The sequence below is a fragment of the Pirellulales bacterium genome (assembly GCA_035939775.1).
Lineage (GTDB): Bacteria > Planctomycetota > Planctomycetia > Pirellulales > DATAWG01 > DASZFO01.
Window position 1 is genome coordinate 1 of record DASZFO010000166.1, and the last position, 15,488, is coordinate 15,488.

Annotated in this window: 11 protein-coding genes and 21 tRNA genes; 4 read left to right on the plus strand and 28 right to left on the minus strand. The window is 60.1% G+C overall.

Annotation, left to right across the window (positions count from 1 at the left end; translation table 11 throughout):
• The 25 genes from VGY55_11110 to VGY55_11230 form a co-directional block, all read right to left on the minus strand.
• Window positions 1-507, minus strand: a 507-nt coding sequence (locus VGY55_11110; GenBank protein ID HEV2970529.1) for a hypothetical protein, incomplete at its 3' end; no start/stop codon positions are given.
• A gap of 95 nt (window positions 508-602) precedes the next feature.
• On the minus strand, window positions 603-842 hold the full coding sequence (locus VGY55_11115) for a hypothetical protein (protein ID HEV2970530.1): 240 nt from the start codon (window positions 840-842) through the stop codon (window positions 603-605).
• Window positions 843-1,109: 267 nt separating this feature from the next.
• Entirely contained in the window at window positions 1,110-2,738 is a 1,629-nt protein-coding gene (locus VGY55_11120; GenBank protein HEV2970531.1) for a TROVE domain-containing protein, read from the minus strand.
• Between the two features lie 220 nt (window positions 2,739-2,958).
• A tRNA-OTHER gene (locus tag VGY55_11125) sits at window positions 2,959-3,083 on the minus strand.
• 424 nt (window positions 3,084-3,507) lie between these two features.
• Window positions 3,508-3,579: transfer RNA gene (locus VGY55_11130), tRNA-Cys, on the minus strand.
• A gap of 291 nt (window positions 3,580-3,870) precedes the next feature.
• A tRNA-Thr gene (locus tag VGY55_11135) sits at window positions 3,871-3,944 on the minus strand.
• A 132-nt stretch (window positions 3,945-4,076) separates the two neighbouring features.
• Window positions 4,077-4,670 carry an HNH endonuclease gene (locus VGY55_11140; GenBank protein HEV2970532.1) on the minus strand — a complete coding sequence of 198 codons (594 nt, stop codon included), beginning with the start codon at window positions 4,668-4,670 and terminating at the stop codon, window positions 4,077-4,079.
• A gap of 24 nt (window positions 4,671-4,694) precedes the next feature.
• A tRNA-His gene (locus tag VGY55_11145) sits at window positions 4,695-4,768 on the minus strand.
• A gap of 20 nt (window positions 4,769-4,788) precedes the next feature.
• Window positions 4,789-4,877, minus strand: a tRNA-Ser gene (locus VGY55_11150).
• 19 nt (window positions 4,878-4,896) lie between these two features.
• A tRNA-Arg gene (locus VGY55_11155) sits at window positions 4,897-4,969 on the minus strand.
• Window positions 4,970-4,992: 23 nt separating this feature from the next.
• A tRNA-Ser gene (locus VGY55_11160) sits at window positions 4,993-5,079 on the minus strand.
• 15 nt (window positions 5,080-5,094) lie between these two features.
• Window positions 5,095-5,165 (minus strand) — tRNA-Ala (locus VGY55_11165).
• Window positions 5,166-5,177: 12 nt separating this feature from the next.
• Window positions 5,178-5,248: transfer RNA gene (locus VGY55_11170), tRNA-Ala, on the minus strand.
• Window positions 5,249-5,391: 143 nt separating this feature from the next.
• A tRNA-Val gene (locus VGY55_11175) sits at window positions 5,392-5,464 on the minus strand.
• 18 nt (window positions 5,465-5,482) lie between these two features.
• Window positions 5,483-5,558 (minus strand) — tRNA-Leu (locus VGY55_11180).
• Window positions 5,559-5,789: 231 nt separating this feature from the next.
• Window positions 5,790-5,862, minus strand: a tRNA-Glu gene (locus tag VGY55_11185).
• A gap of 101 nt (window positions 5,863-5,963) precedes the next feature.
• Window positions 5,964-6,037: transfer RNA gene (locus VGY55_11190), tRNA-Leu, on the minus strand.
• A gap of 133 nt (window positions 6,038-6,170) precedes the next feature.
• Window positions 6,171-6,242: transfer RNA gene (locus VGY55_11195), tRNA-Ser, on the minus strand.
• Between the two features lie 24 nt (window positions 6,243-6,266).
• Window positions 6,267-6,339: transfer RNA gene (locus tag VGY55_11200), tRNA-Lys, on the minus strand.
• Between the two features lie 31 nt (window positions 6,340-6,370).
• Window positions 6,371-6,442: transfer RNA gene (locus VGY55_11205), tRNA-Ile, on the minus strand.
• 29 nt (window positions 6,443-6,471) lie between these two features.
• Window positions 6,472-6,543, minus strand: a tRNA-Lys gene (locus VGY55_11210).
• Between the two features lie 70 nt (window positions 6,544-6,613).
• A tRNA-Ile gene (locus VGY55_11215) sits at window positions 6,614-6,685 on the minus strand.
• 4 nt (window positions 6,686-6,689) lie between these two features.
• Window positions 6,690-6,761 (minus strand) — tRNA-Pro (locus VGY55_11220).
• A gap of 18 nt (window positions 6,762-6,779) precedes the next feature.
• A tRNA-Glu gene (locus VGY55_11225) sits at window positions 6,780-6,853 on the minus strand.
• 19 nt (window positions 6,854-6,872) lie between these two features.
• Window positions 6,873-6,944, minus strand: a tRNA-Phe gene (locus VGY55_11230).
• Between the two features lie 214 nt (window positions 6,945-7,158).
• Between VGY55_11230 and VGY55_11235 the strand changes: the two genes are divergently transcribed.
• Entirely contained in the window at window positions 7,159-7,320 is a 162-nt protein-coding gene (locus VGY55_11235; GenBank protein HEV2970533.1) for a hypothetical protein, read from the plus strand.
• On the opposite strand, the gene rbsK is transcribed toward VGY55_11235, so the two are convergent.
• From rbsK to VGY55_11250, 3 genes are all read right to left on the minus strand, one after another.
• Entirely contained in the window at window positions 7,317-8,249 is a 933-nt protein-coding gene (gene rbsK, locus VGY55_11240) for a ribokinase (protein ID HEV2970534.1), read from the minus strand. The genes VGY55_11235 and rbsK overlap by 4 nt on opposite strands.
• 207 nt (window positions 8,250-8,456) lie before the next feature.
• Window positions 8,457-8,657, minus strand: a complete 201-nt coding sequence (locus VGY55_11245; protein ID HEV2970535.1) for a hypothetical protein — start codon at window positions 8,655-8,657, stop codon at window positions 8,457-8,459.
• Window positions 8,658-9,917 carry a hypothetical protein gene (locus VGY55_11250; protein ID HEV2970536.1) on the minus strand — a complete coding sequence of 420 codons (1,260 nt, stop codon included), beginning with the start codon at window positions 9,915-9,917 and terminating at the stop codon, window positions 8,658-8,660.
• Between the two features lie 582 nt (window positions 9,918-10,499).
• Between VGY55_11250 and VGY55_11255 the strand changes: the two genes are divergently transcribed.
• The 3 genes from VGY55_11255 to VGY55_11265 are packed head-to-tail and all read left to right on the plus strand — an operon-like array spanning window position 10,500 to window position 15,363.
• Complete coding sequence (locus VGY55_11255; GenBank protein ID HEV2970537.1) at window positions 10,500-13,964, plus strand: DUF3883 domain-containing protein; 3,465 nt, start codon at window positions 10,500-10,502, stop codon at window positions 13,962-13,964.
• A complete protein-coding gene (locus VGY55_11260) occupies window positions 13,961-14,890 on the plus strand; it encodes a restriction endonuclease (protein HEV2970538.1) in 930 nt (309 codons plus the stop codon). Before VGY55_11255 ends, VGY55_11260 begins: the two co-directional genes overlap by 4 nt.
• Before the next feature lie 2 nt (window positions 14,891-14,892).
• Window positions 14,893-15,363, plus strand: a complete 471-nt coding sequence (locus VGY55_11265) for a DUF1156 domain-containing protein (protein ID HEV2970539.1) — start codon at window positions 14,893-14,895, stop codon at window positions 15,361-15,363.
• Window positions 15,364-15,488 lie beyond the last annotated feature (125 nt).

Below are 15,488 nucleotides of genomic sequence, written 5' to 3' on the forward strand. Positions count from 1 at the left end.
GGAACCACACCATATATCTATGCCTACTTCGCGGCTGCGGATCGTTGCTAGCTTTGCCAGCACTCTCATGGAGGATCTTTTCGTGGACGAGTGCGTCTGAAGTTCCCGTACACTCATGCCCGCGATTCTACCCGACCTCGCGTGAGAAAAGCGCCGATGACGGCTCTCGTCGTCGCCGTAATCAGGCAACCCGGTTTGCCCCGCCGTCGCCGTCGATGCCGGCGGGGCCGCTGATATTGCTAGCAGTTGCCAATTGCCGACATTCCAACAACGGCCGCTTGGAATTCGGACCATCGACCGGCTGAAATCTGCTAGGCTTCCGCGATGAACAACATCCCAGCTAAATCCGTCAGTGAAAGGATATGCGATCTGATCCGCCGCCAAGACGGCAAACTTGGCTGGCACGAAATCGCGGCCGAAGTCGGTGCTGATGCGTTTGCGGAACGCGACGAGATCTTTGTTGAACTTCGGGCGCTCGAACGCCGTGGAGTCGTTCGTCGTCAGCATGGCGACGGGGATGCGCGATATTGGATCGTGTGGCCGCGTGTTCGCCGCGGCTAGCTCGATGCTTTCGCCCGCCTCCGGCCAGTGAGACCTCCCCGTCACGCCGCCTTCGCCTGCCGCGGCGCTCCGACCGCCACGACCCGCAAGACGCGGCGGTCGTCGCCATTGAACCTGATCTGCCCCGAGCTGGCCATCCAAACGGCCCGCACGCCCGCGAACTTGAACTCGCGGCCGACGTAATAGCCGGCCAGCGTCAGCAGCGACTCGGCGTCCGCCGGCCCTAGATCACGGAGCGTGCGTCGAACGAGATCGCGGATGGACTCGGTGCTGGGTTCCATCGGGGCGGCGGCTCCAGGGGTGCTAGCAAAAGACCGGCGACATGCTGGCGGCGCGGATTCGCCGCGGCCAAACAGCGCCGATGAAAATGATCTCCGCAGCTTCAGCGTGAAAAGCCACTGACGGCGGGTCGAGAAGGCAAACCCCCTCTGCATGGGTGTATCAATCCATTTATCGGTTTTCCGGTTTGAGCCGGTTCAGTCGGAGCAGGCCCGACGGCGCAAAAAAAAGTCCACGGCGCATTCTCATGCGCCGTGGACGTCGATCATCTACAGCTCGATCGCCTCGACCTCCGCCACGAACCGTGCCGCGTCGTCACGGAGAAACGCCGATACGACCTTGAACACGGCATCGCTAAAGCCGCCGACATTCAGGATATCGGTCCGATCCGGCGCCTGCGTCGTGACGAACGGCTGCACGTCGATGCAAACCAGCTTCGGACCCGTAAGGCCCTCGCCGTGCAGGCGAACCTGGGTAGCCACAAACGCCTGCCACTCGGTCAGCACCGCCGTTGAGCCGTGCCGGCCTGAGCCGATCCAGCTCTCGTTGTCGCTGACCAGCACGCAGCCGACGAACCGCTTTCGCGGCCAATCGCGATTGGCCTTGGCCAGCGGAAGCGAGCAGTTCGTGCCGCCACCACCATACTTGGCCAGCCGCTCCGCGAGGCTCAGGATAGTGTCCTGAGGATCAACGTGGGCCTCGTGAACGAGGTTGTCAAACGGCACGACGATACTGTCCGGATTCCGGCGCAGTATGGCTGCAGCAAACAGCGCTGCCACATCGACACAGCGCATGCGGCTCGTCGCACCGCGACCGCGGCGGCCAGTGACTGCTGAATGCATTGAGCCAGAGACATCCAACCCGATCAACACCGGTCCCGGCAACTCCGGCACGTTTCCGCAAGCGATCTCCGCCGCCTTGTGCAGTGCGGCCTTGATCTTCTGCGAGACCTCGTCGGATGCGTTCAAGTACGCGGCCAGGAACTGAAACGAGAACTGGCGCGAGCGGCGGATTTCGTCTGCATCCTCGATGCGACCGGCGACGTAATCCACCATCTCGGCCCCTTCCACACCAGCAAAGACGCCGTGCCGAACGAGCGTATTAAGATTCATCCGCAGCGCCTGCGGACCCATCTTGCGGGCAATCGCCTGCCAGACCGGTGGACCCTTAGCCGCATCGGCGAGCAGGTCCCAGCGAACTTCCAGGTTCTGCAGAATCTCGACCTGCGCTTCGACCGTTTCAGCCTTGCGATAGGCGGTCAGCGCCTGGACCTGCCGCGGCAGATCGTCCTCGGTGGCCGGTGCCCACTTGGCCGGTTCCTTGTCCGTCAGCCAGCCGAACAAGGCGCGGCGCGGGTTGTCCTGCGGCGTCGGCCGGGCAAGGCGCAGCACGTCGCGCAGGCTCGGGTCGTTGCCGATCGAGGCTGAGAGCAACCGCTCGACCGAAGCTCCGTTCAGCCAGCGCTGAAATGCACTCTGCATGGCGTGCGAGAGGCTATTGCGACCGAACTGCCCAGAGCGCAGCATTTGGAACATCGTGCGCAGCACACGGCCGTTATCCACGACGCGATCGAACGCCCGGTGAAAGAGCACTGTGTCGCGCTTCGACAGAATCAAGAGCAGCGCCGCCGGCATGTCCTTCATCAAGGCCCGCTCGCGGGCATAGACCGCCAGCTTGGCGAGGAACGAGTTGTCGTCAACCTCGGCCGCAAGTGCCAAAAGCTGGGCAAGCTGATCGTCCGCATCGGCGTAGTAAGTGCCGTTGAAACAGCCCGTGGCCGCCAACTGTGCCAGCGCATGCTTGGCCGCCAGGCGATAGGCCGCACCGCCCGCCTCGTTGCGCGCATCCGCGCGGCGGAACAGGCTCTTGACGCTCGAAAACAAAGTCTTGTTGGCCATCTTCGGCCTCCTTCCAAAAAATGTGGTCCGACGAAGGTTGAGCAGAGTTGCCAATACCGTGAGGTACTGGGAGGCTCCCACCTCCCACGGCATCACGGCCCAGGCCAAAGCCTGGACCGCCTTGGTGGATGGAATCCACTCGGTCAGTCGGACTACGGGTTAAAAAAACGCGCCGGACGAAACAGTTGCACAGAATTCGGCCCGGAATCCACTTCAATCAGTCGGGCCGTCGAGAATCGAACTCGAAAAACCATGTACTCCGCGCCGGCAGTCGGGCGTGTATTCAAAGACCGACGAGGTGTTGATCAGAGACTTACGGTGCTCTGCCATTGAGCTACGGCGCGACGAGACGGTCGTCAATGGCGCCGGCGGGACTCGAACCCGCAACCCCCGGCTTATGAGGCATGTACTCCGATTCGGCAGTCGGTTTGTTTGTATTGAAGGCGACGAAGTTATGGTCAGAGGTTGAACTGAGCTACCGTGAGCCTCACGAAAATCAATCTCACGGGCGGGACTCGAACCCGCGCCTCGTGCCGACGTCGGCACGCGCTCTCGCCATGTACTCCAGCCGGCAGTCGCCCTTGTGTTTGTCGTCGATGTGAAATGCCCGACGAAGTGTTGCCGAGACATCGTGCCTTGCGGCACACCTTCACAGGGTGTTGATGTAGTCCCGACGGTCAGTTGGGCTTGATTCAATGACCATCCAACGAGGAATTGGTTCGGACAGCATTTTTCCGATGTAGTCTGAACCGGCAGTCGGAGGGTCGAGAGACGCCGGTGGGAGTCGAACCCACTTCAAACCGCTCTGCAGGCGGTTGCCGTGCCGTCTGGCTCCAGCGTCAGTTTTTGGTCAATGTCCTCGCCAGGAATCGAACCTGGCCTTCGACCTTCGCAGGGTCGCGTGCGAAATCCGGCACACTCCGAGGACAGATATATTCGTCACCGCAAGCGCCTTGCCGAGGAATCGAACCCCGTCTTGCAGTTTCGAGGACTGCCGTGCTGATCCGGCACACTCGCAAGGCGATGTCGCTTTAGTTCAACACAATATCCCGACCTGGAGTCGAACCAGGACCTGGACCTTCGGAGGGTCCAATGCGATCCGCTACACCATCGGGACCAATCGACCATCAAGAGCCGACGACTGGATTCGCACCAGCATCAACCGGTTTACAAGACCGGCGCCTTTCTCAGTCGAGCCACTTCGGCATTTCCAAACAGCACGAGTGCGAGGAGTCGAACCCCGTGGGGCGGTTTTGGAGGCCGCTTGCTCTCCCAGGAGCACACTCGTGTAAATCCCCGGCCGGTCGTTTGTCCCGGCCGGGGCTGCTGGCGTCACGACTACTTCTCCAGCGTGACGTTCCAGTACGCCTCGCTGACAAACCGCGACCAGCTTTCGATCCGCACACTTTCGCGGGCGTACATCGGCTTCCAGGTCGGCCGCACCGGCAGCTTGCGGAGCTTCATGCCCGCCTGCCGCGGCATCCGATCGGCCTTCCGCTTGTTGCAAGCGATGCAAGCCAGCACGCAGTTCTCCCAGCTCGACTGGCCACCCCGCGAGCGCGGCACGACGTGGTCGAGCGACAGCTCTTCGCTACCCGGCTGGGCGCCGCAATACTGGCAGGTGTAATGATCCCGCTTGAAGATATTGCGGCGGCTGAAGCTGACGGCGGCACTCGGCAGCCGGTCGTAGTCAGCCAGCGCGATCACCTCCGGCACCCGCAGCCGCTGCCGCACGGACTGGATGAACAGGTCGCCCTCGCCCGGCGCGATCGTTGACCAATCGGCCCAGGTGTAGAGCTGGTAATCATCCGGATCGACAACCCGTGCCGGGTCATTCCAAACCAGCACCAGCGCCCGGGCCACAGTGGCCACGTTCACCGGCTGCCAGTTGCGGTTTAGGACCAGTGTCGGACGCTGGAGTACCTTGGTCATGATCCACTTCCTTTCCACCTCAGGGGTGTCTGGGCGGAGTCGAACCGCCACCCTCTGGTTCACAGCCAGCCGTGCAGAAACCGCTACACCACAGACACCACATATATGGTCAATGCAGCGGAAGGGGCGGGATTTGAACCCGCAAGGCGGCTTGTCGCGCTCGACCGGCTTCCAACCGGGTCCCGTCGCCAATCGGGTTGCCCTTCCGTCTCTTCTTAACTTCAAATACCCCGACCAGGACTCGAACCCAGAACACCCAGTTAGAAGCAGGGGATGATCATCCATTTCACCATCGGGGCATAATCCATCTCGACCGACCCAGCGGAAGGCAAGGGAGTCGAACCCTCATCTCGACAAGCGAGAACCGCCTTAGCAAAGCGGCCCGGCCAACCGTATCCGGCTACCTTCCGTTTCTTCCTTTCAGTGGACCCACCGAGAGTCGAACTCGGATCTCCAGACTGCCAGCCTGGCGTCGTCCCGTTGGACCATAGGCCCGATTTTTCGTAGTGGACCGCCGGGGAATCGGACCCCGATTTCCTGCTTGCAGGGCAGGCGTCTTTCCGTTGGACCAGCAGCCCCCAGTGTTTGTTTGTTGCTACCGCCCTCCGCTCGGCTGACTTAGGTCAGCCGTGCTCAGTTGCTCGTCCGGGAATTGAACCCGGTCTTCCTCCTTACCGAGGAGGCGTGCTGCCGAAACACCTACAGACCGCAGTCATCCAATTGATCCCGGATGGCATCGAACCACCGTTCTCCTGGTTGTCACCCAGGCGTCTTCGCCGCTGGACCACGGGATCGGATTGTTATCGCTCAAGTAGCCGAGGTGGGAGTCGAACCCACAAAGTCACGAGGCTCTCTACCTCGCCGCTTTTCCAGTTTGCGTACCCGGCCATGCGGCGCGCCTGCCACAGCCGCGCCAAGTTGCAGGTCCGGGTGTCGCACCCGGCGCTTGGAGCTTATGAGACTCCACTGAGCACTGGCTCACCTGCGTCGATTCGTTTCGAGTGACCAAGGGGAGAGTCGAACTCCTACGCCTTTGTTATTGGCACGACGTTCTGGGCATCGCGCCGACCAACCTTCGGTCGGTGCCCGCCAGTTTCACCGCTTGGTCATGTTGGTTAGTGGCCCGTGCGGGAATCGAACCCGCCCTTGCGGCGTGAGGGGCCGCCGTCCTGAACCGATAGATTAACGGGCCGAAACGCAATGGGTCGTGAAGGAATTGAACCTCTCGTCGTCCACCTCACTGTTTTGCGACAACGGCTTTACAGGCCGCCGTGAGGAACACGACCCGACAAGTGGCACAGGCGGGAGTCGAACCCGCAGTCACCAAGGTTTGAGCTTGGCCGCTTTGCCGGTTTGCGTACCGTGCCATTTTTCAAAAGGCGTCCCCGACGGGATTTGAACCCGTGATCTCCTGCTTGACGGGCATCCGCCATGGCGAGGCAGTAGGCTGCCGCTACATCATGGGTGCCATGAATCCTGATCGAATTGTCAAAGAGCCAGAGCACCGGGTGGGACTCGAACCCACGTCGCCGCATTTCGGGTGCGGGATCCTCGCCGCTGGACGACCAGTGCTTTCAATCGCCATTCTGTTTTCAGTGGGACCAGAGGGACTCGAACCCTCACCGACCTGGTTAAGAGCCAGGCATGCTGCCGCTAGCACCTTGATCCCGTTGCTGGTTTTTCGTTTGCTGCGCGCAAAGTGGGCGCGGAGGGAGTCGAACCCTCGACCTGGTCCTTATAAGAGACCTGCTCTCACCGCTGAGCTACGCGCCGTCGCTGAGGCCAGAATTCTCTAGCCGAGTGGGGCCGAAGGGAGTCGAACCCTTACCTTCCCGCTTAAAAGGCGGAAGCGCTGCCGTTACGCCACGACCCCGAGGATGGAGTGGGCGTATGCGTTTGAGCCGAAATGTGCGCCGCATTGTTGTTCTCCTTTTTCCGCAATGTAGTCCGGGGTGGAGTTGAACCAACCGCCGACGACATATCAGATCGCCATGCTTCCCTTACAACACCGGACCGCAATCGGGACGGTGGGAGTCGAACCCACGCTCTCGTGCTCCCAGGGCACGCGGGCCACCGTTGCCCCACATCCCGAAGTGTTTTGTTCCTCAGTAGCTCGTATGGGAATTGAACCCATCTCTCCGCCTTGAAAGGGCGGGATCCTCGAACCGATAGACGAACGAGCCGCAATGATCTCGCTGCCAGTGGGTCGGGAGGCGCTCGAATCCTCGTCTCCTGGTCTTCAGCCAGGCGCTATACCGTCTCAGCTACCAACCCGCGAATGCCGTCCAAAAAGCCAACGAAAAAAGCCCGGCGTCGCTCACGACACCGGGCCTTCAAGTTGTTGGCATACTTGGTGTTGGCCGAGCGTCACAAGCGCAAGGGGAGCGACGTATTACCCGCGGCGGGCGCGGAGTAAAACCTCGCTATGCATTCTTGGATCGAACTCAGCCGTAACCAAACCATGGGAACCTCGTATCCGGAATAACTGATGCCAGTAGACCTGATCTGCCGGCTTGCAGATCGTACGTCGTCGATTCAACACATTAGACGCCGCTGGGTGCCGGGAGGTTCACAAGATTTCTTCGGCGACCTCGGTTTGACGAGCGACGCCGGCACGCTCGGCAACCCGCGCCCGATCGTGGATTGCTAGCTCGGCTTGAGCGATTCCATGAAGGCGTGCAACTCCTCTGCGGTCGGCAGCGAAGGCTGAGCACCGAGTCGAGTCGTCGAGAACGCCGCGGCCAAACACGCTTTCCGCACAGCCTCTACCGGCGACAGCCCTTGGCCCAGCGCCCAGGCAAGGGCGCCGTTAAACGCGTCGCCCGCAGCGGTGGTATCGACGGCATCCACGGGCACGCTCGGAATAAGCACAATGCCGTTCGGGCCGGCCAGAAGCGCGCCCTGGGCACCCAATGTAACGATGACATGCTTCGCCCCGGCGACGAGCAACTGCTCGGCTGCGCTGCGTGCTGTCACCTCGTCGTTTACGGCAAGACCCGTCAATTGGGCCGCCTCGGCTTCGTTGGGCGTGAGGTAATCCACGTTGTTCAAGAGGCCGAGCGGCAACGACATCGCCGGAGCCGGGTCGAGGATGACAGTGACGCCGGCCGCGGCGGCAGTCTGTGCCGCCCGGCAGACAGTGTCTATTGGGATCTCCAATTGGAGCATGAGCACGCCGGCCGTGCGGATCTGTTCGGCGTACTGCTCGATTTCCTCCGGCGTCAGTCGGTGATTGGCGCCCGAAGCCACCGAGATCAGATTCTCTCCTTGCGTATCCACCAGGATGAGCGCCACGCCGGTCGCGCATTCCGGATCGCGAAGAATCCAGTCGGTCCGGACGCCTTCGCGGCAATAGCCGGCGATCGCTTCGTCGCCGAACGAATCCTGGCCGACCTTGGCGATTAAGGTTACGTCGGCGCCCAGTCGTGCGGCCGCGACGGCCTGATTAGCGCCTTTACCACCGGCTGCCATGATGAACCGGCCTCCGATTACCGTTTCGCCCGGCGCCGGGAGCCGAGTCGACTTGACCACCATGTCGGCGTTGACACTGCCCACGACTGTGATGCGAGGACCTTTCACGATGACTGCGAGTCGGTGAATTGAGTCGAATTACTCAGGGATAGCGAATACAGATTACTCGGGCAAGGCTGCGGATTTCTCCCCCGCGGCAAGTCGGCCAAGAATTGATCGCCAACTGGTCCGTGTAGTCGCGGCCCGAGCCGACCTAAATCGTCGCAGCCAACCAATGCTCGACCGGCGAGTCGCTGTCCGGCCGACGCGTTCGACTCAGACAAACGCGCCGATCGGCAGGTGCTTCCAACCTATCATGCCAGGGTCGGCCAAATATGCGAGCCACCAGAGGGCTGGCAGCGCCATGATTTCGGCCGGCAGGTTGCCGTCCACCAGGAATAAGTAGCGAGAGGGTCGGTTGTTCGAGTTTGCGTCAGCGGAGAAGTAGCCGTGGTGGGAATTCCGATAAGCCCTCATTTATTCTGCTACGAATTCCGGACGCGGCACCGGATTCTCCTGGGTCAATTGCTTATCGCGAACCAGCACACCCTGCGGCGTCACTTTCGACTTGAACCATACGGAGCCGACGATCGTATCTTCGATTCGGCGGTAGATTTGTTCGGACCACGCAGTCAATTCTGTATCGAAAGGAGCCGGCAATTGGCGGAGGCGGTCCGCCAATAGGCTTGGACCTTGTTCGGTGTTGAAGAGTTGCTTGAAGTATCCCGCGCCGCCCGAGTGATTGCCGAACAGTTGGCTCAGGCCATCGTAGAGATCGGCGACCTCGAACACCAACTGTTTTGCCGTCCCGACTTCTTGCAGGGACATCGCCAGAAGCGTCTTACGCGCCAGCCGATCCACAGTGAGACTGTGCTCGAATGCGAAAACGGGGTCGATCGCGTTAAGCGCGTCATTTCCTGACGTGAAGTTGGCGATGTCGGTCAATTCATATAGCAAGCGATTCACGCGATCAATATACCAACGCACCAACGCCAAACGCTCGGAGACGGGATGACCCCTTTCATGTTGAACGCGTTGGTGCGCCGCATGCTGCCACTCTGGGCCGTGGAAATCTTGAACAGCCTTAAAGAAGTCGGTCTTTTCACGGCCGAATTCTGCAGCGTTGCTGGCGATGGCGAGCCAGTCGCGCGGGTAGAGCGGTGGGCAATACTTCTCTTCAGGCTCGAATAGAAAGAGGAAATCCAGACCAACCAGACCTCCACGATAGCCGCCGACGTACGGGTAGAAGAGGCGGAAAAAGATTTCGAGCAATACCGGTGCGAGCTGAGCAATCGAGTTCGTGTGCCATTCCTGCAACGTCTGGATGCCATCGAATCCGCTCGCCGCGAGATCCTTAAGCGGTGTTTGTGCGGCAGCATACAACGTTCGCATCAGAGCGGCCGCGCAATCGTTTATGGGGTTGAAACCCAATACCGCGATCCGGCCCTCGGGGAAAAGCTCAAAAAAGCACGGGGCGACGTACTCGCGAAACAAAGGTCGGAGCCTTTGTGGTCCTGCAAGGCAAATGGCTTGGTGCAAGCGATACATTCCGCGCCAGCGCGGCGGCTTCCTGGCGTCTGACATGAGGGACAACAGAATGTCTGGTTCCGTCGTCAAGCGAGGCGAATCGACTGTCGCGAACTCAGAGTGGAAGTACGTGTCGATGAAGTCAAGTCGCTTGCCACCTAGGTCGGCATTGCGATCTAGCACATCAATTATCTCGATGGCCGGCACCAACGACCGAGCCTTCTGACGCGCTCGGCGACGCACCCACTCGCCATGAGCTTGATAATCGGCAAATCTGCTCGCAACCTCGGCAATCTGGATAGCGGTCTGGCCACTGCCAGTGGCAGGCAGAGGACCGAACTGGCGATATCCCTCATCGGCCAAGGTAATGATAGAAGACATTCGCTTTGCCCCTTTCGATCATGCCAATGCATGGCTGACTTAGGTTGACGGCGAGACTCAAACGAAGGTTCGCGGCTCGCGCCAAGAGTCAATCAATCGGATCCATTGTGCCAAGTCTGTGACTGCGCGTCGCCAAACTCCGTTGTGCCTCGGCTGGAAAGACCGACAGATTGCCAAAGGTGGCTGTAATTCACCTCTCGGGTCAATTCAACACAACGGTTTTGGCAGCCGACGCGCAATGAATTCTGGATCGCGTAAGAACTGCAATGTCGAGTGGTCGGCAGCAGTCATCATATGATCGCAGGAGCGTGTGGATTAGTGACTCTCGCCGATACTATCGCCGCGCCGATCCGTCTGGTAAGTTGCTAGCTTAATTGGTTTTAGAGGCAGAACTCTGGCTATTTGCCGGGGATGTCTTTCGTTTCAAAGCGGGCATTCAACATGCTGGGCGCGACGACAATCCGGGCGGGCAGCATTGTCCGTGGCCCCACGCTTCCTGAGCCGGTGGAGGTGCTCGCCACCGTTTCGCTCGGGGAGTCGCTGAAGATCATCGGCCGCGGGCTGAACTCCGGCCTGACTTTCGATCCCGTTCTGTCGCCGACTCAAATCGCTCAGCTTTCGGTTTCGTCAGATAGCGTTCCGTTCGACGGCGATGCTCGGCTATTTCGGCTCGGCATCGAAGCCCATCGCCTCGGATTAGCTTACGAATACGATCCCTTCTTTTCGCTGTCGATTGCCCGCGTCGATCCGTTACCGCATCAATTGGAAGCGGTCTACGGCTACTTCATGAAGCTGCCGCGGATTCGGTTTTTGCTGGCCGACGATCCGGGCGCCGGCAAAACGGTCATGGCGGGCCTGCTCCTGAAGGAACTCAAGGCTCGCGGCCTCGTGCGCCGCGTGCTGATCGTCTGCCCCGCCAACCTCACGTTCCAATGGCAGCGCGAACTCACCGATAAATTCCGCGAGAAGTTCGACGTGATCCGAGGCGACGTTCTCCGCGCCAACTACGGCCAGAATCCGTGGCAGGAAAAAGACCAGGTCATCACGTCGGTTTCTTGGGTGTCCGTCGTGGAAGACGCCCGAGAGAGTTTGCTTCGCTCCCGCTGGGACTTGGTGATCGTCGACGAAGCCCACAAGATGAGCGCCCGGTCCGAGGACCACAAGACATACGCTTACCGGCTGGGCGAAAACCTGTCGAAGATGACGGACCATTTTCTGCTCATGACCGCCACGCCGCACAAGGGCGATCCCGAGCATTTCCGGCGCTTTCTCGCTCTGCTCGATCCCGACGTATATGGCAGCATCGAGAGCCTCCAACAGGCGATGCGCGACCATGAAGCGCCGTTCTACCTGCGCCGGACGAAAGAGGCCCTCGTTACTTTTCCCGATCCAGAAACGGGCGAGGTCCGCAAGCTGTTTACGAAGCGCGACGTTCAAACGGCGGCCTTTGATTTCGACGGCGAGGAACTCGACTTCTACGACGAACTGACTCGCTACGTGGAAGATCAATCAATGGCCGCCGCCGGCGATGCATCGGCCCGCGGCCGCGCAGTCGGCTTCACAATGGCCATGCTCCAGCGCCGCATGGCCTCGTCGATCTACGCCGTCCGCCGCAGCCTGGAGCGGATGCGAGACCGTCGCGAAAAGATTCTCGAAGACCCAGAAGCCTATCGGCAGGAACAAATTGAGCGGCGCATCCCGGACGACTTCGACGACCTGACCGAGGAAGAGCAGCAGCAGATCGTCAGTCGGCTTGAAGAGGAAGTGCTGTCCGCCGACCCCGCCGTCTTGCGCGAGGAAATTGCCCGCCTCACGAAGCTTGTCGATCAAGCCAAGGGCCTTGAAGCCCGTGACGTGCAGTCGAAGCTCCATAAATTGCGAGCGGTGTTGACCGAGGAGGGCATCTTCTCCAACCCCAAGATGCGGCTGCTCGTCTTCACCGAGCACAAGGACACGCTCGACTATTTGGCTGGCGATGGCCGCGATGAACGCCCGCTTGGCAAACTGCGCGAATGGGGGCTGACGCTCACTCAGATTCACGGCGGCATGAAGATCGGCGATCGCGATACGCCCGGCTCGCGAATTTATGCCGAGCGGGAGTTCAAGGAGTCGGCCCAGGTGCTGGTCGCCACCGAGGCCGCGGGCGAGGGCATCAACCTTCAGTTCTGCTGGTTGATGATCAATTTCGATATTCCCTGGAATCCGGTTCGCCTGGAGCAGCGGGTCGGCCGCATCCACCGCTACGGCCAGGAGAAGGACTGCGTGATTTTCAACTTCGTTGCGCGAAATACCCGTGAAGGTCGTGTGCTGCAAACGCTGATCGAGCGGCTCAAGGAAATTCGGGACGACTTGGGGAGCGACCAGGTCTTCGACGTGGTCGGCACTATCTTCCCGTCGAATCAGTTGGAGAAGCTATTCCGGGACATGTATGCCCGCGTCACGGATGAACACAAGATTCAGGACCGAATCGTCCGCGACGTTAGCCCGCAGCGGTTCCGCGCGATAACCGAAAGCGCCTTGGAGGGACTGGCGAAAAAGGACTTGAATCTATCCGCCATCGTCGGCAAATCGGCCGAAGCCAAGGAACGTCGCTTGGTGCCGGAGATTGTCGAGGCGTTTTTCCTGCAAGCCGCGCCGGAGACGGGCGTGCAGCCCAAAGAAACCGCCAAGGCCAGCGGCGTGTTTCGGATCGGCAAGGTCCCGCGCAATCTCCTCCCGATCGGCGACCGGCAGGAGTCGCGTTTCGGTCGGCTTGGCCGGGAATACGGCAAGATCGTCTTCAACAAAACCTTGCTGCCGAGCGATCCGTCGCTGGAATGGGTAACGCCCGGCCATCCATTATTCGAGGCGATCAGGACCGACTGCCTGGCCCGGTTCGACGACCACCTGCGCCGGGGCGCCGTGTTCTACGATCTGCATCGCAGCAGCCCGGCGCTGCTCGACGTGTTTGCGGCGTCTATTAAGGATGGTCGCGGCAACACGTTGCATCGACGGTTATTCGTAATTGCATCCTCGATATCGGGCGAGATGCAGATTCACGAGCCAACCATTCTGCACGAAGTTACACCCGCGCCGGTCGGCACGCCCACTCCCGCCAATTCTGACGTTCCCAATCGCACTCGCGTCGAGCAGTTCCTCTATCAGCGATCTTTGGAACCCTGGATTGGCACGGCGGCGCAGGACCGGTCGGGCGAAGTTGCCCGCGTCGCTCGACATGTCGCCATCAGCCTCAATTCCCTGATCGACCGCCAGCAACTCCAGCTTGGTGAGTTTCTGAATCGTCAAGTCGCTGGACAGACCACCCCGGGCCTCGACGGCATCATCGCGCAGGCCGAACTGCATCTGGACGAGTTGAACAACCGCCTGGAAAGCCGCAAGAGTGAGCTGGAACTGGAGCGTCATTGCACGATTTCCGACATCACGCACTTGGGCCGCGCTTGGGTCTTACCGCATCCCAAACGGACCAGTCCCCAGCTTGCCCCGATGGTCAACGATCCGGAGATCGAGCGGATCGCCGTTCAGGAGGCCATCCGTCACGAAGAGGCTCGCGGCTGGGTGGTCGAGAGCGTCGAGTCCGAGAACCGCGGCTTCGACTTGATCAGCCGACGCCCGCACTCCGAGGATCCCAAGACATTTGTCGAGGTGCGATTCATCGAAGTCAAAGGCCGCGCCGGCGTCGGCGTCGTGGCGCTTAGCGAGAACGAGTACCGCACTTCAGAACGGCTCAAGAGCGATTATTGGCTCTATGTGGTCTTCAACTGCGGCAGCTCGTCGCAATTGCACACGGTGCAGAATCCATCCCGGCTCGGATGGCAGCCGGTCGTCACGGTCGAGCATTATCAGATCGCTCCCGAAGTAGTCCTCCGCAACAAATGAGCACCGCGCACTTTCCCGACAATGTCATGTCCGTCATGAAAGACGCGATTATCAACGTCTTTTGGAAGAAGACGGACGTTCGGGCCCTTTTCGATCGTTGCGGCGTGCCGCGCGATCTCGTCTCAGGGCAGGATTGGACTGCGTATAAGATCCATATTGTGTCACCAGTGCTCGACAATCTGAATTCGACCCCGAAGGGACTCGGCCCCTTGCGCCAAATCCTTCAAGAGACGCTCAAGTACACCGACGGCAAGCATCTGCTTTGGTTGCCCGATGGAGAAAAGCGTCGGAAGGAAGCCGAACGGGGGTTGGAGCATCTTCGACTCCTAGTGAAAGAGTTGGACGCCGCCAAACGGACCGAGGACGAGGAGCGACAAGCCCGCCTTCGCCAGCTTGAGCAAGCAAAGGGGGGGATTGCCTTCCGAAACAAGCTGGACCAAATCAAGACGCGCTTCTACGCACTCTTTCAGAACCCGGATGCCCAAGCACGGGGTTATGGCCTTGAAGATATTCTCTACGACACGTTTGACCTGTTCGAGTTGTCACCGAGAGGGCCATTCCGTCGAATCGGCGAACAGATTGATGGAGCATTCGCACACGCTGGAGACCACTTTCTTCTCGAAGCAAAATGGCAGAAAGAGCCAGTCAATCTGGCTGACCTGCGCGATCTTGACGGAGCAGTGAGCTCCAGTCTCGACAACACGCTCGGCCTCTTTGTCTCCCTGAACGGTTTCAGCGGCGAAGCATTGACTGGCTACTCAACGGGGAACAGGCCGCGCATCATCTGTATGGACGGAATGCACCTCGTCAGCGTTGTTGAAGGGAGAATTGACCTATCCGACTTGATCGCGCGAATTCGGGACGTGGCGGTGCAGAAGAAGCGAATCTTCGTCCCCGTTGACGAGATCCTTGCTGGAAAAGTCTAGTGATGAGTTCGACTCCATACCCCAAGCGCCTGATCGAAGTCGATCTTCCGATCGCCCGCATATCGGCGCATGCTCGGCGGGAGAAGTCGATTCGGCATGGGCATATTTCGACGCTGCATATTTGGTGGGCGCGGCGGCCGTTGGCGGCGTGTCGGGCGGTAATCTGCGCGGCGCTCTGGCCCGATCCGGCTGATGAGCTTTGCCCGCCGGCGTTTCGCGAGAAGGCGATCGAGGCGATCAAGCCGTTTGCCAGCCGCGTTTGTCCGCCGAAGATCAACGAAGAAGGCGCGGCACTCCGCGAGACTGCTTCGCCGGAGAGCCTCGGCCGATGGGAAGCGATCGCCGGGACTCTTACGCTTACGGCCGACCAGCCGGCGGACATGCAAATCTTGCGGCTGGCGCTGCTCGATTTCATCGCTGACTTCGCGAATTGGGACAATTCTACGGTTCCGGCTTACTTAGAACGTGTTTGAAAAGGTCTTGATCGTCGCGGAAATAAGCAGTATTTACACGCAGCGTTTGAAACTGGAGGAACTTTTCTCGCTTCGGAGCACCTGGCATGGAAGCCGTCTATCCCACGGATTTGAGCGATGAGCAG